This is a genomic window from Streptococcus sp. HMSC078D09, from assembly GCF_001813675.1.
In the GTDB taxonomy this organism is placed as follows: domain Bacteria; phylum Bacillota; class Bacilli; order Lactobacillales; family Streptococcaceae; genus Streptococcus.
In genome coordinates, this window is record NZ_KV813650.1 from 102,935 (window position 1) to 121,999 (window position 19,065).

A 19,065-nucleotide genomic window follows, 5' to 3' on the forward strand; every position below is an offset into this window, starting at 1 on the left:
TAGTGAAAATCCCACAGTAAGGAGTTTAAATATGAAATTCCATGAATTTGGTGATAGGAATTTGCCTCCTATCTTACTGATACATGGCGGTGGTAGTTCTTGGTGGAATTATCTTCGTCAAGCACGGATCTTATCAAAAGACTACCGTGTTATTCTACCCACTTTGAATGGCCACGGCGAAGAATATCAACTCGATTATGTTTCTACTGAAGATTCTGCTTTGGAGATCCTAGACTATGTCAAAGCAAACTGTGGTGGGAAGTTGTTTGCGATCGGTGGTGTTTCACTTGGTGGTCAAATTGCTATGGAGCTTTTGTCAATAGACAGCAATATAGCTGAGAAAGCCATCATAGACGGAAGCCTCTGTATTCCTCAACCGGGCTTAGCTAAAATCAGCATCTTTCTAGTAGCTCTATTTGGTAAACTGATGTTCAGTAAATTCTCTTGCAAACTTCAATTAAGCATGATGACCAAACTCTATCCTAAACTGGCTTATCCAGAGGAAATAAAAGCTTATTATCTAGAGGATCTGCCAAGGACACCTATCAAAACATTGGTGACCATTTACAAAACCTATATGGGGCGTTACAAGTTGAAGGACACAATTTCTGCTAGCAAGGCCCAGGTTCTGTATATCTATGGTGAAAAAGAATTGAACTGTGTGAAAGCATCGGCGAAATTATTTCAGCAGCTACATCCCAACACGATCCTGTATGAAGCAAAGGGCTATAACCATGGCTATTTATCAGCTTACCTGCCTCAAGAGTGGATTGATTTGGTTGAGCCGTTTTTAAAGAGTGATCCATTGGAAATCTGATATGCTGTAAGGAGGAATCTTATGTTAGGAGCAATAGTAGGAGACATTGTAGGTTCTGTTTACGAATGGGGCAATATTAAATCGAAAGACTTTCCATTATTTCGTGAGGATTGTTTTTTCACGGACGATACGGTTATGACATGTGCTGTTGCTGAAGCCATCATGAACGGTGGTCAGAAGAATAACTTTATTGATGCCATGAAGAAATATGGTAGGATGTATCCTGATGCTGGGTACGGGCCTAGGTTTAATACATGGATTCAAAGCAATGATTGTTCCCCTTATAATAGCTTTGGCAATGGTTCTGCCATGCGTGTTTCTCCTTGTGCTTGGGTGATGGATTGTGGTTTCTGTGCAAGAACAGGTACTTGGCCATCTAGTAGAAATCTTGTGAGAATTTCTGCAGAGGTGACTCATAACCATCCAGAGGGTGTCAAAGGAGCTATGGCGACGTCTGATGCTATCTTTTTGTGTCGTTATTACTTTGGAGGCTACTGTGGCGACCACGAGCAACCAATCAATGATGATCCGGCAGAATGTAAGAGACGCATCAAGGAATACATAGAGAAAGAGTACGGATATAACCTTTCTCAATCACTCGATGACATTCGTCCTAATTATCATTTCAACGAAACCTGTCAGGATACGGTACCTCAAGCCATCATTGCTTTTCTTGAAAGTACAGATTTTGAAGATGCTATTCGAAATGCCATCTCTCTTGGTGGGGATAGTGATACTCTTGCTGCCATCACCGGGAGTATAGCAGAGGCCGCATATGGTATCCCTGATTGGATTAAGGATAAAGCCTATACCTATTTAGATGAGCCTTTAAAAGATGTGCTTAGCCGATGGGAGCAAGAAGTTTCAATAACATAACAGAGATTAGATAAAGACAATCAAAAACACTAAAGCGACGGGATAAGTAACAATCTCGTCGCTTTTGCTTAAAAGTTAATGTTGCCATGGATTTATTCAGGCACCTAGTTAGATTTTTGCTGATTCAAGAGGAGGATACAAGTCATTACTGAGATACAGGATACAAGAATCAGATACCAAAGGTTTTCAAGACCAAAACCATAATCGACCATCAATCGGAATCCCCAAGAAGCGGGGAAAAGACGCCCTATTACTTGGAGAAAATCAGGCAGTAAGGTGATGGGAAACATGATTCCTGAGAGCATAATTGATGGTAAAAAGATAAGTTGTGCTATCATGGTCAGCTTTGCTTGATTATTAACAGTAAGACCCAGTATACTTCCGATACTCAACGATACAAAAATGTAGATGGCAAGCGCGAGAAAGAATAAGGGAAATTGACTTGGTAGATTTGCTTTAAATAAAATTGGAGCAAGTAGTAGGATCGCCATGCAGGTAATCATCAAATGAACAAAGGCAGAGAGGACCATTGTCACCAATCCTAAATGAATAGGCACACCATTTGCTTTATAAATCTTTTTTATGTCGCTTCCGTATATTTCAATCAAGGAAGGCGGTAAACCGAGAAAGGATCCCATTGAAACACTCATGACAATCATTGACTGTATAAGTGTGCTATCCATTTCAGGCATAACGGAAGTAAAAATACCACCCATGAGAAGAAAGAAAATAAGCGGTACAATATAGTAAGTAACCAAGAGAGACTTACTTCGTATGTCCAATTTCCACTGTAATGTTAGGCTATATAAAAACCCAGTCATTCCAAACCCCTCCTTGCCATTTCGATGAAATGCTGCTCCAGTGTGCCACGATCAACCTTGATATCCAATATCTGGATATTTTTCTGTTTGCATTCTTCCAATAATGAAATCAAAGTGTCCTCGATCGTATCTGTTTCAAAAGATTCCTCTCCGTCCCGGGTCTTTAAATGAATGAAATATTTTCTTCCCAACCTGTCTGTCAGTTCTGAAGGAGTACCACAAAATACGATCTTTCCACTATTCAAAATAGCAATGCGGTCACATAAGGTTTCAACTTCGGCCATATCGTGGCTTGCCAAAACAATTGTCTTGCCCTGTGATTTGAGCTTTCGGATTTGTTCATGGAGGGACAGTCTTCCTTCAACATCAAGTCCCGCCGTCGGTTCATCGAGAAAAATAATATCTGGATTACTGATAAGTGCAAGAGCAAGATGTAATCTTCTTTTTTGCCCAGTGGATAATTCTATGTATTGCGACTCTTCAATTTCTTTTATGCCAAGGGCCTTTATCATAGCATCATCAATGTATGTATGATTCCATTTTGCAAATATCTTTATGGCTTCCATTGGTTTGATGTGGGCGGGTAGAGAGGAGGACTGTAGTTGAATTCCGGTTTTCCCGTTTACAACGATAGTGCCTCCGTCATATTTTCTCAGACCTTCGATACATTCAAGCGTTGTTGTTTTACCAGCTCCATTCACTCCGAGCAGAGCAAAGATTTCTCCTTGTTTGATTTGAAAATCGAGACCTCTAAGAACCATATTGCTACCATAACTTTTCTTTAATCCAGAAACCTCTATTGCGTCTTTCATGGTTCTACCTCCTCAAAGGGATTTGTTCCAAGCCTTGAAAAATAGACTTGTAAAGCAGGCCCTAAATAATCATTAACGATTTTTTGCTTTTCTTCCCAAGCGTTTGAGGCGGTATCGATATTCCCTATCTCCATCAACTTCGGAAGCATGCTCATATCACCATTTGTAAACTCCATAATCAAGCTCCAGTATTCTTGCACAACCTGTTGGCATTGTTCGCTTTCAGCTGGTACGTTTTCTTTCTGAAGCTCCACGATTTGATCACTTAGGCGGTTCAACCTATCCATAAAATCTTGCCCGCTTTTCTTGTCAAATCGACTGCGTATCTGGTCGAGCGTATCATCATCAAAGCGCTTAATGAGAGAGTAGGAGTCATTCTTCATCTGTAGATTGACAATAATGTCTGCATACTTCTTAAAATTAACCGTCTGTATTTGTAAAACTTCTGCCTTTAACTGCTCTATTGCGACTAAAGAATCCTTAAGTTGTTCAATATTTTTACGAAGAATATCTGCTTGCTCTGTAAGAGCATTGGCAACATCATCAGGTGTTTTCAAAGAGATCAAACGCCCCTTTATATCCTTGAGAGAAAAGCCTAATGATTTTAATGATAGAATCTGATGGAGTAGCACTATATCTTTATCGGTATAAAGCCTGCGACCTCCCTCACTTTCTGCCGATGGGGAAAGTAGCCCCTCTTTATCGTAATATTGTAGAGTACGGATGGTAATGCCCATTTTCTTAGCAAGTTCCCCCACTGTCATAAATCCTTCCGGAATTGCTCTATATTTAGCCATCATTACCCACCTCCTCATACCTATTATACATCATGACGTAAGGTCATAAACAAGGAGTTTTAATAAAATTTAAACTGTAAATCTTTTAGCATTAATGAAGAATCTCATAAAAAATATAGACTTGATGAATTGGTGAGCTTGTTTTCTATTTCAAAAGGTTATTTGGTCCAATAATAAATATCTGATATGTGAGTGGAAACGTGTTATAATTGAGGATGAGACAAGAGGAGGTAAGCTGGTGAAATTTTTAGCAATCAATCCTATTTAGTAAAAAGAATGCTTGAATCTCTATCCTCACGTGTTGAGTATATTAGTTTGCTAAAAAACTATCTTCTATCTAAATATTGAAAGGATTAATGATGTATCTATTAGAATTTTACCAAAACAATTATTCAAAAGATTTAGTCGTGTTTGATTCTTTAGAAGAGGGAAGAGCCTTTGTAGCGCAAATCCCGGGATATACTTTAGAAAAAGAAGATAGTTTTGATGTGGAGTATTTTAATCCAAAAAATCTACCGGATTATATGGAGATTGTCTTCAATGGAAATATTGTCCCTTTATCTAGATTTTCGTTTAATTCTGAGGAAAATGTGGACATTATTTGGAAAGAAATTTCGAATCTATCCGTTAAAAACGATAAAATGATCGAAGGAGCTACAAAAGTAGATGCATATGTCGTGAATAACGATGAAGTGAAAGCTTATGTCGAAGCACGAGAAGCAAACTTCCGCAAGGCAAAAATATTCCTAGAAAACAAAGGGTATGAAGTTGACAGAAGCTTTTTCGGAAGTGAAGACGGCGAAGCGATTCTCTACAGAAAATGCGGCACCGAAGATTGGCACTTCTTATGCCACTTAGACCCGCTGTTTGTAGAGATTGAAGATGTCGAAGAATATGTGAAAGAAGCGATGGAAGATATTCAATAGTCAAACAAAGTTCTTTGTGAGTTTATGCCACTGCTTGAGTAGACGGATTGAGCAGTAAAGAGAAACATCTAGCACTATCTAGCTTCTTAAGGAGAAATATCTATCATAAAAATGGAAATCAGGAAAACCTATCTTGTAAAATAAGATTATCGCATTAATTCCTCAAGATATGATTAAACGGATTCCATTTTTTGTTAGAAAACATGCTATTACACATACTGTTAAGAGAGTATCGCTCGAGTATCCGGAGTTGTATGCAGTAGCTGAACAAGAAGGCCAACTTCCTGAAAAGGAAGCTCAAGAATTGCAACAAATTCTTACAGATATTTTCCAAGAGAAAATGAACAAGCATAAGATTAAATAAGCTTTGAGATTTATCAATAAGATGTCGATTGAGCATTAGGAGTTGAGAATGGCAATTGATGGCGTTAAAATCATTGACAGTGATCAAGGGTATGACATTTACAATGAGGTAGTTGGTCGCTATAGAGATGGTGATCATGTAGCCAATATTATCAAGGATATCCTCGATGCGGAGAAAGATTACTGTCAAACAGACTTTTTTACAGAAATTTATTGGACTGCTCTTGCCTACTCACTGTGGAAGATTGGTCACCTGACAGACGATATCAGAGATAAAACCTTGGAGCTTATCAAAAAAGGGGCTGATCCATTTTGGTTGGAAATAGATTCAAAGGCTTTGAAGCAAAGGCAAAAAGTCTTGGATAATCTTGCTATCCATTTGCAAACTGAAAATCCTAGACCTCTAAAGGTCACTAAAGCCAAAACTAAACGTAAACCTTATTTTGAAGAAGGAGATCTCCTTACTGTTAAGTTCCAAGATGAGTATGGTCTTGTCTTTGTATCTATGGTGGAGCAGAGTCCTAGAAAGCTTGAGTATCATTTGGCTTGCACACGCCTCTTACAAACCAAAAAGCCCTCCATCGATGATTTTTTGACCAGTCAAATCTCCTGTAAGATGGACAATACAAAGTTTGCTCTCGTTACAGATTGCTGGTTCAATCACAAAGATTTAGGGCAATTATTAGAAAATATTGAAAAAATTGGACAGGTGAAACTTAGACCTTTTAGTCTTTGGATGTTGGCACCTGCCCAAAATTTAGAAGATATTTATGAAGAAATCACTAGAGATAAAGGTTCCTCTGGCCTTCGATTCATCGAAACCTATAAACTTGTCGACGATATTTTTCCAGTTTAATACTTATGTGATAAAGGGGGAAATGGTGAATCATTCCCACATGCTATGCTGGGCTCTGACTCCATAGCTATCAATCGAACCATCTGAATTGAACTTGGATTCAATCCGGTATCTTTTCCAGAGGTCGTAATCTGCTGTTTGGATGGTTAGGATAAAGTTGGTATCTTTATCAGAGACGTTATAATCAGCTGGATTGACTTCAAAGATATCGATTAATTTTCGTGTTTGAAAATCTTGGAGCTTGAGATTTGCTAGCTTGACATGATTGATGGAAATTTTTTCTAGTTGCTTGCTATCCTTAGGTGTTCTGTAATAGGTGATGACGCAGTTTTTGAGTTGATCAGTATCTCTTCCCGTAGGAGTAAGGCTCATAAAGCCACAGGACTGATCATCCCGCTTGACTTCAAGAAGCTGACCGTAGTAGAAGTGGTCGTTTTTGGGATTGGTGATGGAACTCTCTGCGCCTTTATCTCCAAAGGTATAGCCTTGGTCTAAAAGCTCGGAAGCCTTGGTTTCACCGATGATGACAGTGGTATCTTGAATGGTTACGGGAACTGGTTGAGCTGGAAGACCACTCATCATCATGCAGAACATAAAAACATAACTTGTTAAAAAAGCTGTCCCGATAACAGCGTTGGTTGATGCATAGACATGACTGTTATGAAAGTTTTTGCTTATAGCCAGTACAACAAATTTACCAATACTTTTTAAAACCATACTAACAAGTACGATGAAAAATTGTTTTTTCAAACATTCATAAATGGCTTGAGGAAAGCTATTACTATGATAGTAGAGGACAGCCAATACGAGTAGATTTACGATTAAATAGATCAGCAAGAACCAATGAATCTCTTTAAGGGCATTAGCATCAGTGATTTCTTCATAGTCAACGTGAATTCTTCCTTGAACAGCATGGCCAAGTTTGTAAATCCATTTGGGAATGTCTTTGCCTTTTTTAACCGCAACTACAAGTCTGATATAGAGGTAGATAGTAAAGGATAAGGATAGAAAGAAAAGAGCATAAAAACCCAAAACAATACTAGTGAACATTACTATTTCCCTTTATTTAACATTCAATAAAACAATTTCTTAGCTCCATTATAGCATTTTCTATAGAAATAGAGCTAGAAATATCAGTATTATCCTACAAGATTCAAAGGAGAAAAATCATGGGAATGATTGCCAATTATCAATATTTACCAGACAATGAATTAGAACAAATAAAAGCTCTTTCTAACCAAGAAGATGACTTGTTAGACTTTGCTGAGGACTCCGCTGACACTCATGATATCATAATAGATATCGACAAAATGTGGGATGCTCTTCTCTTTGTCATGACAGGATTTAGTAGTTCAGAATTTTTGGATGACAATCCCTTGAGAGAAGCTGTTTTAGGGGTGACTCCTCTAGAGGATGTATCTGAATATATCGCCTATACTGAAAAATCGAGAATTGCGGCTATCAGTCAAGCTTTAGAAGAATTTGATATGGACAAGGCTTTGAAAGACTTTAGTATGGAAGCATGCAAGAAAGCCGACTTGTATCCTGATATTTGGGATTATCTTGAGGAAGAGGAAGAAATCAAGGATGACATTTTAACCTGCTTTGTAAATATGAAAGAGTTTTACAAAAATATTCTGGAACTCAGTGGAAATGTCCTAGTCACTATTTGTTAAGGTTTTTATATTCCATTAGAAAGGTAATCCTATGAATCCATTTCTAGAAAAATACATTACATTAAAAAAGCAATACCTGGACCAAGATGGAAAGCCTTCAAGTGTCGCAGCCCTTTATGATTTGGCTGATGAATTAGCTAAGTCTGATGATTTAGAAGCGAAGAAAGTCTTAGTTGACCTCTATGAGCAATTGGGTCTCTACACTAGTGCCTATAGCTTATTTACTGAAATCTTAGATAAACCAGATCGAAAACAGATAAAGAAACTGAGTCGTTTACAAGAAATGAGTCAAAGTCATGGAGATAGATTTGCCCATTCTCGTCCACTAACAAAAGAAGAGAAGAAGCAAAGGCAGGACTTGTTAAAAGACTTACCCCATTTTCTCTATCATCCAGATCCCTTAGCTACAGGTTCATTTGTTGAAGGAGAAGCCAAGGTTTGTCCATCTTGTGGGAAAGAAAGCAATGTTTATTATGCTCTTAGACCCTACAGTATTGAAGAGATAGAACATCTCTGCCCAACTTGCATTGCAAATGGTTAAGCAGCTAAGAAATTCGATGCGGAATTTATCCAAGATGCCGAGTGGCAGGGTGAATTGGATCCAGAAAAGAATCAGCTGCTTTTTTGTCAGACTCCAGGCTACTCTAGTTGGCAGGGAGAATATTGGCTTTCTTGTTGCCAAGATTATTGTGCTTACCTGGGTACAGTTGGAACTCGTGAATTAAAGGATATGGGAATCGCTGAGCAAGTCTTGGCAGACTATGAAGCGCGTGAGGAATATCAAGAGGTAGAAGACTACTTGGTTAAAGACGGGCCTATCTGTGGTTATTTGTTTAGATGTCTCCATTGTCAAAAATACCAGATCTGGGTTGATGCAGATTAAATCGGAATGTGATTCGCTATGAAAATTAAAGAGAAGACTATGGAAGAACTAGAATTATTCGAAGCCGCCTCCAAAGATTTATTAGATACTATACAGGGATTTAAAGACAATCTATCTATTCAATTTCCCCTATTAGATAGTGATAACTGGCAGTATGATAAGGGATCGATAAAAGTTTGTAAAGCTGATGAGTTAGGATTCAAAAAAAGATGTAGGGTCGGAATTAGCTACAACTTGAAAGTCTCCTTATTAAACGAAGATGCCGAGCAAATCTGGTTACTGTTTAAAGACTGGTTCAATACTAGCAGATTGAGTCAAGTTGAAAGAAATCCTAATAATGAGGATTTGGGAAGATATGTCTTCTCAGCAAGTTCCCCTCTAGGCGATCAGGTAGATTGTTCCATTTATTTGCCCAATGAGTGGAATATCCCTCAGATTAGCTTTTCAGGCTATCTAACAGCTCGTTATAGGGCTTGTGATCTTGATAAATAGCAAGAATAAGATGGAGGTTTTTTAGAGATGAGAAAGATTAATTGGGACAAGATAAAGACTCGCTTAGATGCCTTGCTAGTCATTGACGAATATCTGACAGATCCGAGTGAGGATTGGCTCAGACTCGTGATTAAGACTGAGGAAGACTATGGAGTCCGCTATCTTATTGATAATGGATCTGGTGATTCTTTAGATGTGATTTTGACTGATAAAATGATCCTTATAAAAGGCTTTGATCATGAAAGTAGTTTAAGCCAGTTTGGTGCTGACGAGTGGAATCAAGATATCATCGATAGTTTTTATAAAGGACTGGATGAAAAGTATGTCTCATTTTATTCAGAAGAACAAAAAGATGAAACAACCTTCTTTATCTGGTATGACGGTCACGCGCATCAACAGACTTACCAAGATCAGGATGGCGGAGAATGGTTGCTATCTTACCTCTTTGATAGCTTTGAGAGATTTCATGAGTTTGTGACTGACTATTATGAAATTACCGTAGATGAAGCCTTGTTAAGTAAACTATACAATCATGGATATCTTTCAGAAGTAGAATTGGAGCAATTAATTCATAATTCCTAGATTAGATAAAAAATCAGGCTTATTCTTATTTGGATAGGCCCTTAAAGCGATGGGATAAGTACATCTCAGTAAACTATTATGTACAGTGAGAAAGGATTTCCCTATGGGATTTTTCGATAGATTTAAAAAGAGAAAAAGTTATAGAGGTTATCACAAATATTTTAAAAGATATTCACTTAAAAAATTATGAAGATATAAAGAATTATGTTGACGAATCTGAGATTGACGATTTAAATGAATTCTTTGGATATGTTGAAAAAACACTTGAATTAAATGATTTTGACACGATTGATGAATATGGAGTGGCATGTAATTTCCATCCACCTTATGAGTATTCTCAATTGGAGATTTATGATTATAATGACCATTCTGGGTTTACCGTTGACTATGAGATGACTTCTAATTCAGAATTAGTGGATATGACCCTTCAATTAGAATTTTTATATACCAAAGATGGCTATAAGGTGAGATTTCTTAATATTGATTCAGATTAGTAAGGACCCACATGTTAAAATCGAAAAAGCTAATTATTTTTTTAATTTCCCTACCCTTTCTGATGGTCATTGTTTTCTATTCTCTTAGTGATCATCCTGGATATAGTGATGATGGGAATTTCGTCAGAAATCATGAGGCTGCTATTAAGAGTGAGATCATTACACAGTTAGCCCAGGAAAAGCAGGGCATAGAGTCTGTTACCTTATTGCCAAATACTGCTAGAGGAGAGTATGATAATGGTGGTGATGTGAGCGGACATTACCATATCTATTTTACAGCCTACATCAATCATAATCGCGAACGAACGATAAGCGTAGAACTATTCTTCCCGGATGCCAGCATTCCCCCTTTTACCTTGTTTCCTCCCAATCCTTATAAAGACAAGGGCAAAAAGATGTCCAATTGGTTGATGGGAAATATTGAAGTATCGGAAGAAATCTCTAAATAGAAATAAGAAGAAGTCATGATGAATAGAATACTAGACGATCAGATCACTCTTATTCCTTATTATAGGAATGATGACATCTCCCTTCTTTGGTATCAAGATAGTGAGGTTTGCAAACAAGTGGATAATACTGATCAGATTTACGATGTAACAAAACTTCATAAAATGTATGATTACCTAACTTCACATGGTTCGTGCTATTATATCCAATATGAGGGAGTGTTGGTTGGAGATGTGACACTTCAAGATAACTCGGAACTTTCAATAGTTGTCAGCAAAGAGTATCAGAATTTACAGATCGGAAGACGATGTATTTCTGAAATGATACAGTTGGCCAAAGAGAAAGAAATGGTTAAGGTAACTGCTCAAATTTATCCTTTTAATACTCAAAGTCAAAGAATGTTTTTGGCTTTGGGTTTTCAGAAAGTAGATGAAGAGTGGTATGAATATAAGTTGATTTAGGAAAGGTGTGTATCTCCACATAGATTAAGACTGTAATCTGCTGTTTATAAAACAATGTTCATGAAAAATAGAGATAAAGGGTAGCCACTGATACATGGACAAGAGTTTTTTCCGAAATCTAAATATGAAGAGAACACCAACAGATGATTTTTGTTGGTGTTCTTTTTATATGATTTTACAATCTATCACTCTGATTCATGTTTGAAACAAGTTAAACAAACAGTTGTAGGAGGACCTTCGAAGTCGAAATTTTGTACGGTTAATGGAGGGATTTTCCCACTATAATCTCTCCACAGTTTTATTTCGTATATGAATTGCAATCGGTGTGATGAGTAGGTATAGCAAGGTCAAAATGATAAAAAATCCGATATCAGCATCCAAAAATACATAAACGATATTAAAGCCAAAATGCATGAAAATAGAATAAATCAGATTATTATATTTTTCCAGAATAATATTCATACAAATAGTAATAGATGTAATCACAACAATATTAGCAATAATATAAGGAATGGCCCGCCAGTCCGTAAATTTTGAATCTACAACCCACAGAAGTGTATGCCAGAAACACCAGACTAGGCCTTGGTAAATAGAGGATTTTAAAAAATGATATTTTTTATTAAATTCTTCTCTCATATAACCACGCCACCCTAATTCTTCACCAGTCGGACCTGATGTAAATGATAAGAATATACTTAGTGGCAATGATACGGTTCCTAGATTGATGTAGGAGAACATTGTTTTTTGGGTCATAAGTGAGTAGAGGAAGAGTGATAGAATACTGAGCCCAAATGTAAGACCAAATGAAGAGAGAAGTGGGAGTAACGACACTTTAGCAGAGAAACACCGCTTAAGGAAAGTTGTTCTTTTCTCATCAGTCCTGAAATACTTCCATCCAAATAAAAGAAGATATGATGGAGACCAAGCGACAATATTTCGTACAATCCACATGATAACAGGTGGAACCTTAAATATTAAACTTGCAGGAGCTGCTACAAAAATAATGAGTGCCCAAACAAGTATATAAGAACTGATGATGTATCTTTTTAAATAATTTACATTCATTTAGTTACCCTCTTTCTTCAGCTGTATAGATAACTAGTTCACTCTTAATACCATTCAATTCAATTATATTATCTGCATCGGGTGAATCGAATGGTTCAGTTTTTTGCCCATTTTTTTCATAATAAATGCTTGTTCCAATCCCTTTAGCAACAGCAGTAAATAGGCTATTTTCAGGAATACGAATTCTGGATGTTGCTGAAATCTGGTTAATGTCAATTTCACCGTTTAATGAATGACATAATACTTCCATATCAAGATTACAATTTATTTTTACTTTACCTGAAATATCTTCTAGAGTAATACGAGATGTCTTAACGTCTAGTTCGATATTGTCACATCCTAGGGAGTGAATTTCTACAGACTCTGCACGAACCGCGCATTCAATGTGACTAATATAGCGAGTTGGGATTTGCACAAAGATACTGACCGTTTCTTTAGCCGTTGCCTCTGTTACGCCATTGTAACGTTTTACATCTAGGTCAATTCTTTTTCTACTATCATCAATTTTTACTTTAAAATCATTTTGAAGTGTAGAAAGAAGATTGGATACCAGACGAACTCTAATCTTTTCTCCCTTGTATCCGGACAATACAAACTTTTCTGCGCCTCCAAATTTCATATCATAGCTCTTGATCTTATCGATATCATACTCTGTGATACTCTCAAAAAGATATTCGCTTGTCTTAAGACTAGTTCTTTCATTACAGATTAGCTCATCGATAGAGATGTTAAATAGGTTTGAGATGGATATCATATTTTCGATATCTGGAATACCAGCACCAGTTTCCCACTTTGTTACAGCTTGTCTTGATACACCGATTTTTTCAGCTAAAAGTTCTTGTGACATCCCTACTTGTTTACGTATGGATTTTAATTTTTCAGCAAATGTCATGTTGTATGACCTCCTCTATATTCTATGATGTAATTTGTCATAAAGTAGCAATATGACTGATTTTAGTATAGAATAAACGATGATTACAGCACAAGCAAGTAGAGGTTGCATTCTCATTATTTTTGCTACTTTGCGTGGCATTTATCGTTTTTACGTTGATTTTTAGCATTATTTTAGTTATTTTACCATACATTCAAATAATAGAATTAAAAATAATATTTTGAAATCCCCGATAGTCTGGTAGTAATAAAAATAGCATAAAATAGGTTCTAAAAAATTATTTGTTCTGTAACCGCTTTTTTCTGCTATAATATCACTAGATAGAAATGTGGGAGTTTCAATCATGGTTACAAAACGCTTTTTGAAAAATGTTATTGTTGCGATGGTCTCGGTTTTTATGTCCTTGGCTTTTGTACAAGGGGTTCAAGCCCAGCAAACGGGCCTCGATTACCAGAGTCTTCATCTACTGCCTTTTAATGGCAGTAAGCAGCTCGTACTGGGAGATTTTGATCATTTAGGTCGTGCGACCTCAGCTCATATTCAGTTGCAGGACAAGGATGAGCCAAAGAAAAAAAGAGAACCACGTCTCAACTATAATCCGGTTGGCTGGCACAATTATAAGATTGCTTATGGAAACAAAGGAAAGAAGGCCTGGCTGTTCCATAGAGGGCATCTGATTGGCTATCAATTTAGTGGACTGACCAATGAAGGGAAAAATTTGGTTCCTCTAACTGCTTGGACCAATACGGGGAATTATAAAGGGACAGCAGATAGCAATGTGGAAGGCATGCTCTACTACGAGAAACGGCTCGATAGCTGGCTGGCCACCCACCCCAATTACTGGCTAGATTATAAGGTGACGCCTGTCTACACGGGGGATGAATTGATTCCTCGGAAGGTGACCTTGCAATATGTGGGAATTGATCGAGATGGCAACCTTCTACCAATCAATTTAAGTAGCCCCAAAGAGTCAGTAGATGCTTATGGGATCACCACCGTTACCTTGGATAATTATTCCAAGAATGCGACCATTGACTATCTGAAGGGAACCGCCAAGCCATCCTTGGTGCCGACGGAACCAAGTAGTCAACCACAACCAGCCAGTCCTTCTGTAGAGACGCAACCAAGTCAAGCCCCTCAACCGAGTCAGCCAGCAGTGCCTGCACAGCCAGTTCAACCTGTCCAGCCTACAGAGCCAACTCGTCAACTGGCTCCAGTGGTTTATGTGGCTAGAAATGGAAGTGCCGATGTTTATTGGTATTCTTTGGACAGTATGCCTCGCAATACCAATTTTTCTAAGGTAGTTCAGATGTCAGAAGAGCAAGCGCTAAGTCTTGGGAAGCGACATACAAGTAAGGAATAAGGATCAGTCATTTAGATGATTAGAAAGCCCCCAAATGGTGGGCTTTTTGTGTGCATTACAATCTTAAAAAGTTAGTAGTCTAAAATTATCTCTCACAAGATCTTGCAAAGCTTTTTCTAAAGTTGTATACTAGAATGAGTTTTGTGTAATCGTTTGCATAAATTGGTAAATGATGAAAAGAAAGGAAAGTAGGAGACGAGACAGATGGAATTAACAGCGATTTACCACCGGCCTGAATCGGAGTACGCCTATCTTTATAAGGACGGCCAGCTTCACATTCGCATCCGGACTAAGAAAGAGGATGTCAAACGGATTGTCTTGCACTATGGGGATCCTTTTATTTTTATAGAGGATCTTTATGAGGCAACTAAGGAAATGGACAAGGTGACGACCGACGATCTCTTTGATTATTGGCAAGTGTCGGTATCTGTTGGTCATGCCCGGATCCAGTACCTCTTTGAATTAGAGGATACAGCGGGAGAGAAGATCTTATATGGAGACCGGGGTGTGGCTTCCTATAACAAGGAGAACATTGACTTCGTCATGAACGGATTTAAGCTTCCTTTTATCCATGAGATTGATGGTTGTGCTGTTCCAGATTGGGTAGCGCAGACGGTTTGGTACCAAATCTTCCCAGAACGCTTTGCCAATGGGAATCCAGCCCTTTCTCCAGAAGGCGTTCGCCCTTGGGATGCTTCTATTGCTCCGCAAATATTGGATTTCTTTGGTGGAGATTTACAAGGAATCATCGATCATTTGAATTACTTGCAGGAGTTAGGGATTACAGGGCTCTATCTTTGCCCGATTTTTGAATCTCCGAGCAATCACAAGTACGATACCATTGACTATTATGAAATCGATCGTCATTTTGGAGATAAGGAGACCTTCCGCCAGCTAGTGAAAGAGGCCCATGCGCGTGGGATGAAGATCATGCTGGATGCCGTCTTCAACCATATTGGCTATGATTCACCCCAATGGCAGGATGTGCTCAAACACGGGGAGGATTCGATTTACAAGGACTGGTTCCACATCAAGGATTTCCCGGTTGAGACAGATAATCTTTGGAACAATCGTGACCTAACCTATCATGCTTTTGCCTTTGCGGGCTATATGCCTAAGCTCAATACAGCTAATCCAGAGGTGAAGGACTATCTCTTGAAGGTTGCGACATACTGGATTGAAGAGTTTGATATTGATGCTTGGCGACTGGACGTGGCCAATGAAATCGATCATCAATTTTGGCGAGATTTCCGTAAGTCGGTCTTGGCCAAGAAACCAGACCTCTATATCCTCGGGGAAATCTGGCATTCGTCACAACCTTGGCTCAATGGTGATGAGTTCCATGCGGTGATGAACTATCCTCTCTCGGAGAGTATCAAGGATTATTTCCTGCGGGGGCATAAGGAGACGCAACGCTTCATTTGGGAGATCAATAGCCAGTCTATGTACTACAGGCAGCAGATCTCTGAGGTCATGTTCAATCTCTTGGACTCGCATGATACAGAGCGGATCCTGACGACGGCCAAAGGTGATCTTCCGTCCGTCAAGTCTGCTCTCGCCTTCCTCTATCTGCAACGGGGAACGCCATGTATCTATTATGGAACGGAGCTAGCCCTCATCGGTGGACCAGACCCAGATTGCCGTCGTGTCATGCCTTGGGAGAGCGTGTCAGCGGACAATGATATGCTGAACTTTATGAAGGACTTGATCCAGCTACGAAAAGAAGTAGCCGGCATGATTCAGCATGGCAAGATTAGCTTGGAAGAAGTAAAGCCGGATGTGGTGGCAGTAGAATGGCAGCATGAAGGTCACATTCTCAAAGCCTACTTTAACCACTCAAAGACAGACTTTGTCATAGAAAGCGGACAGGCAGATCTGATCAGTCTTGGAAGCATTTCCGATGATCGATTGACCATTCAGCCAAATGGCTTTGTTATTTATAGAGAAAATTAGCAGAAAGAAGAGGCTGGGACAAAAGTCCTAGCCTCTTTATTATTTTTGGATTGTCGATCAAGACGCAGTGGTTGAGTAGGCTCTACTACGCTGATTTCATCAGCTTTTACAGCCCTACTCAACTGTGCGGAGGTGGGACGACGAAATCGAATTCTAACGAATGACCGATTTCTGTCTCACTCTCTTTCCGTTTTATAAATGGTTGGTTTATGGTTGTCAGTATAGTATAATAGTAGCAAATGATAAAGGAGGAGATGGTGATGAAGATGTTAGCAATTAATCCTATTTCGTTTAAAAAAAGAATGATTGAATTACTATTTGATTATCTTTTCATACTAGCTTATTTAGCACTTCTGTTTTTTGGTTCTATGCTTTTTTACATTATTTTTTTTAATGGTATCCCAGAGTTTACAGAAATTCAGTCGCAGTGGATTGCATTTTTCACCTCTGTTTTGCCGATTACGATCCTTTTCACATTCTTGGATTATGCAAAAAATGGAAGTTTTGGGAAGATAAAAGCGGGATTTGAACTGGTCTATCAGAAAAAAACAGTGCAAGCTAGCTTGATTAGAAACACGATTAAATTTTTACCTTGGCAAATAGGTCATATGGGCACGATTCATGGTGTCTATAGTAATTTTGATGTGTTATCCATTAGCCTCTCTATTTCGGCGACTCTCCTCGCAGTTTTGCTACTGGCAATGACAATGTTTAGAAAAGATAAGAGGCATCTAGGTGACCTGCTAGCCCATACGCAAGTTCAGCAAAAAGGTGCCTAGGATAGAGATTGTCTATTCAGTCCTCAAAGAAAAAATACACATAGTTGGGAAGTGTCTATATGAATGAAAACGTTGAATTTACGAATCTTTGTATGGTAAGAGATGGCGATAGAGTTCTTGTTATTCATCGTAAAAAAGAGGACTGGCCAGGCATTACATTTCCTGGAGGTCATGTCGAAGTGGGAGAGTCATTTACTGAATCAGTGATCCGTGAAGTGAAGGAAGAAACTGGCTTAAGGATAGTTTCTCCCCAGATTTGTGGAATGAAAGATTGGGTAAAAGAAGGCATTCGTTATGTAGTTCTCTTTTATAAGACAGAAAAGTTTGACGGAGAATTAATATCCTCTGAAGAGGGGGAAGTCTGGTGGGAGGCCCTGAAAGAATTGCCAAAACTAGACCTCTCCTTAGATATGGAGGATATGCTTCGTATTTTCCTTGAAGAAGACCTTTCTGAATTTTTCTACTACCAAGATGGAGAAGACTGGAAATACGATTTAAAGTAAATTTTAATACTAATTCTTCTAAAGATTTAATTTATTTTTTTAAGCAGTCAACCGTATGGTTGGCTGTTTTTCTTTTTTTATGACTGCTTTATTCGTGGAACCTTGTTATAATAGGAGATGAAAGTGATTAGAAAAATGATCGTCTTCTGTTTATAAGGTGAAGGTTGACATGCCCCTTGGGGACAGGAGTATCATATAGATAAAGGGGGTGCAAGATCATGTTAAGAAATGATATTCAAAAAATAACAGGTTTAACTCGAAAAGCACTAGAATACTATGAAGAAAAAGGTTTTATTCATCCTCGAAGACTAGAAAATGGGTATAGGGAATATTCGGAAAAGGATGTAGAGATTCTGAATAAGATTGCCTTGTTTAAAAAATTAGGGCTAACCATAACAGAAATAAAGGACTGTCTGAAGACAGATGGGGCTACTCCATCTAGTATTCTCAGAAGAAAAGAGCAAGAACTAGAAAGTGATGAGAAACGGAAAGTAGTGTTCGATCTCTATATCAAAGGTGCAGACACGGATATGATCAATGAAAAACTTGCGATCATCGAAGCTGAGGACTCCATTTATAAGAGACTCGAAAGAGCATTTCCAGGATACTTAGGTCAATGCTTATTTGCTGCCTATCAACCTTTTTTACAAGAGCCCTTGTCAAAAGATGGAGAAGCGGCATTTAAGAAATATATTCAATATTTAGATAGCCTTCCAACCTTTGAGTTAAGCAGAGAAGAACAGGATTATGTTGATGAACTGAGTTCTAGTTTTAATATGAAGACCTTAAAAGAGGTTAATGAAGCTAAGATAGCTGCGGTAGAAAGTTATGAAAAGTGGCATAATGAAAATAAGGACACAATTTCTATTTATGATCGCTATTTGAACAGTGATGATTACAAAACAAGTCCAATGAAAATTATTCAAGATCAACTGAAAACATTTTTGATGGACCATCACTACTATGAGGTCGCTATTCCGCTGATTAGACAATTTAGTAAGAGTTACGATCGTTATTATAAAAAACTAACGGACGCAAGTAACTATTACTTAAAACAAAAAGCAGATGCTCCACAGTAAATCGGAAATCAATATACTTCATAAGATTTAACGATTAAGAGATAGAGTGAGGGAAGACATGCCCTTGCTCTATTTTTCGGTTCCTTTAATTGTACTTTTCCCTATATAGGTGTATAATGTGTCCTTAG

Annotated in this window: 22 protein-coding genes and 1 pseudogene; 17 read left to right on the forward strand and 6 right to left on the reverse strand. The window is 38.1% G+C overall.

The features are described from left to right. Window positions 1-31 precede the first annotated feature (31 nt). Both HMPREF2926_RS00500 and HMPREF2926_RS00505 read left to right on the forward strand, forming a co-directional pair. On the forward strand, window positions 32-817 hold the full coding sequence (locus HMPREF2926_RS00500; RefSeq protein ID WP_070586105.1) for an alpha/beta fold hydrolase: 786 nt from the start codon (window positions 32-34) through the stop codon (window positions 815-817). Window positions 818-838: 21 nt separating this feature from the next. Next, entirely contained in the window at window positions 839-1,693 is an 855-nt protein-coding gene (locus HMPREF2926_RS00505; RefSeq protein ID WP_070586106.1) for an ADP-ribosylglycohydrolase family protein, read from the forward strand. Window positions 1,694-1,797: 104 nt separating this feature from the next. Here the strand turns inward: HMPREF2926_RS00505 and HMPREF2926_RS00510 are convergent, their stop codons facing one another. From HMPREF2926_RS00510 to HMPREF2926_RS00520, 3 genes are read right to left on the reverse strand one after another with little or no spacing between them, the layout of a single operon-like run. Continuing rightward, the gene (locus HMPREF2926_RS00510) at window positions 1,798-2,514 is read right to left on the reverse strand and encodes an ABC transporter permease (RefSeq protein ID WP_070586107.1); all 717 of its coding nucleotides are present in this window, start codon (window positions 2,512-2,514) and stop codon (window positions 1,798-1,800) included. Continuing rightward, a complete protein-coding gene (locus HMPREF2926_RS00515) occupies window positions 2,511-3,326 on the reverse strand; it encodes an ABC transporter ATP-binding protein (protein WP_070586108.1) in 816 nt (271 codons plus the stop codon). The genes HMPREF2926_RS00510 and HMPREF2926_RS00515 overlap by 4 nt, the downstream gene beginning before the upstream one ends. Beyond that, window positions 3,323-4,126: a MerR family transcriptional regulator gene (locus tag HMPREF2926_RS00520; RefSeq protein ID WP_176745523.1), complete on the reverse strand. Its 804-nt coding sequence runs from the start codon at window positions 4,124-4,126 to the stop codon at window positions 3,323-3,325. The genes HMPREF2926_RS00515 and HMPREF2926_RS00520 overlap by 4 nt, the downstream gene beginning before the upstream one ends. A gap of 356 nt (window positions 4,127-4,482) precedes the next feature. Between HMPREF2926_RS00520 and HMPREF2926_RS00525 the strand changes: the two genes are divergently transcribed. From HMPREF2926_RS00525 to HMPREF2926_RS00535, 3 genes are all read left to right on the forward strand, one after another. Further along, complete coding sequence (locus HMPREF2926_RS00525) at window positions 4,483-5,049, forward strand: hypothetical protein (RefSeq protein WP_070586241.1); 567 nt, start codon at window positions 4,483-4,485, stop codon at window positions 5,047-5,049. A gap of 169 nt (window positions 5,050-5,218) precedes the next feature. Continuing rightward, complete coding sequence (locus HMPREF2926_RS11250; protein ID WP_083307890.1) at window positions 5,219-5,413, forward strand: hypothetical protein; 195 nt, start codon at window positions 5,219-5,221, stop codon at window positions 5,411-5,413. Window positions 5,414-5,461: 48 nt separating this feature from the next. Then, a complete protein-coding gene (locus HMPREF2926_RS00535) occupies window positions 5,462-6,268 on the forward strand; it encodes a hypothetical protein (RefSeq protein ID WP_070586110.1) in 807 nt (268 codons plus the stop codon). A 30-nt stretch (window positions 6,269-6,298) separates the two neighbouring features. Here HMPREF2926_RS00535 and HMPREF2926_RS00540 read toward each other — a convergent pair whose 3' ends face one another. After that, the gene (locus tag HMPREF2926_RS00540; protein ID WP_070586111.1) at window positions 6,299-7,318 is read right to left on the reverse strand and encodes a hypothetical protein; all 1,020 of its coding nucleotides are present in this window, start codon (window positions 7,316-7,318) and stop codon (window positions 6,299-6,301) included. A gap of 119 nt (window positions 7,319-7,437) precedes the next feature. Here HMPREF2926_RS00540 and HMPREF2926_RS00545 point away from each other — a divergent pair, with 119 nt between their 5' ends. The 7 genes and pseudogenes from HMPREF2926_RS00545 to HMPREF2926_RS00575 all read left to right on the forward strand — a co-directional run bounded on the left by HMPREF2926_RS00545 (window position 7,438) and on the right by HMPREF2926_RS00575 (window position 11,303). Then, entirely contained in the window at window positions 7,438-7,944 is a 507-nt protein-coding gene (locus HMPREF2926_RS00545) for a YfbM family protein (protein WP_070586112.1), read from the forward strand. Window positions 7,945-7,975: 31 nt separating this feature from the next. Continuing rightward, window positions 7,976-8,827: pseudogene (locus tag HMPREF2926_RS00550) on the forward strand (CbrC family protein). A gap of 18 nt (window positions 8,828-8,845) precedes the next feature. Beyond that, the gene (locus tag HMPREF2926_RS00555; RefSeq protein WP_176745524.1) at window positions 8,846-9,319 is read left to right on the forward strand and encodes a hypothetical protein; all 474 of its coding nucleotides are present in this window, start codon (window positions 8,846-8,848) and stop codon (window positions 9,317-9,319) included. A gap of 27 nt (window positions 9,320-9,346) precedes the next feature. Next, window positions 9,347-9,901 (forward strand): hypothetical protein, encoded by a 555-nt coding sequence (locus HMPREF2926_RS00560; protein ID WP_070586114.1) that lies wholly within the window; start codon window positions 9,347-9,349, stop codon window positions 9,899-9,901. Window positions 9,902-10,017: 116 nt separating this feature from the next. Further along, the gene (locus HMPREF2926_RS11400) at window positions 10,018-10,395 is read left to right on the forward strand and encodes a DUF7668 domain-containing protein (RefSeq protein ID WP_371106509.1); all 378 of its coding nucleotides are present in this window, start codon (window positions 10,018-10,020) and stop codon (window positions 10,393-10,395) included. Between the two features lie 11 nt (window positions 10,396-10,406). Continuing rightward, window positions 10,407-10,844, forward strand: coding sequence for a hypothetical protein (locus HMPREF2926_RS00570; RefSeq protein WP_070586116.1), 438 nt, complete (start codon window positions 10,407-10,409; stop codon window positions 10,842-10,844). A 15-nt stretch (window positions 10,845-10,859) separates the two neighbouring features. After that, window positions 10,860-11,303: a GNAT family N-acetyltransferase gene (locus HMPREF2926_RS00575; RefSeq protein ID WP_070586117.1), complete on the forward strand. Its 444-nt coding sequence runs from the start codon at window positions 10,860-10,862 to the stop codon at window positions 11,301-11,303. 279 nt (window positions 11,304-11,582) lie between these two features. Here HMPREF2926_RS00575 and HMPREF2926_RS00580 read toward each other — a convergent pair whose 3' ends face one another. Continuing rightward, window positions 11,583-12,368 (reverse strand): CPBP family intramembrane glutamic endopeptidase, encoded by a 786-nt coding sequence (locus tag HMPREF2926_RS00580; protein ID WP_070586118.1) that lies wholly within the window; start codon window positions 12,366-12,368, stop codon window positions 11,583-11,585. A 4-nt stretch (window positions 12,369-12,372) separates the two neighbouring features. Then, entirely contained in the window at window positions 12,373-13,260 is an 888-nt protein-coding gene (locus HMPREF2926_RS00585; protein WP_070586119.1) for a helix-turn-helix domain-containing protein, read from the reverse strand. Between the two features lie 343 nt (window positions 13,261-13,603). On the opposite strand from HMPREF2926_RS00585, the gene HMPREF2926_RS00590 reads away from it, so the two are divergent. From HMPREF2926_RS00590 to HMPREF2926_RS00610, 5 genes are all read left to right on the forward strand, one after another. After that, window positions 13,604-14,623 (forward strand): DNA/RNA non-specific endonuclease, encoded by a 1,020-nt coding sequence (locus HMPREF2926_RS00590; protein ID WP_070586120.1) that lies wholly within the window; start codon window positions 13,604-13,606, stop codon window positions 14,621-14,623. Between the two features lie 204 nt (window positions 14,624-14,827). Then, window positions 14,828-16,576, forward strand: coding sequence for a glycoside hydrolase family 13 protein (locus HMPREF2926_RS00595; protein ID WP_070586121.1), 1,749 nt, complete (start codon window positions 14,828-14,830; stop codon window positions 16,574-16,576). Between the two features lie 260 nt (window positions 16,577-16,836). Then, window positions 16,837-17,355, forward strand: a complete 519-nt coding sequence (locus tag HMPREF2926_RS00600; protein ID WP_371106508.1) for an RDD family protein — start codon at window positions 16,837-16,839, stop codon at window positions 17,353-17,355. A gap of 59 nt (window positions 17,356-17,414) precedes the next feature. Next, window positions 17,415-17,858 carry an 8-oxo-dGTP diphosphatase gene (locus HMPREF2926_RS00605; protein ID WP_061455503.1) on the forward strand — a complete coding sequence of 148 codons (444 nt, stop codon included), beginning with the start codon at window positions 17,415-17,417 and terminating at the stop codon, window positions 17,856-17,858. 218 nt (window positions 17,859-18,076) lie between these two features. Next, complete coding sequence (locus tag HMPREF2926_RS00610) at window positions 18,077-18,937, forward strand: MerR family transcriptional regulator (protein WP_070586122.1); 861 nt, start codon at window positions 18,077-18,079, stop codon at window positions 18,935-18,937. Window positions 18,938-19,065 lie beyond the last annotated feature (128 nt).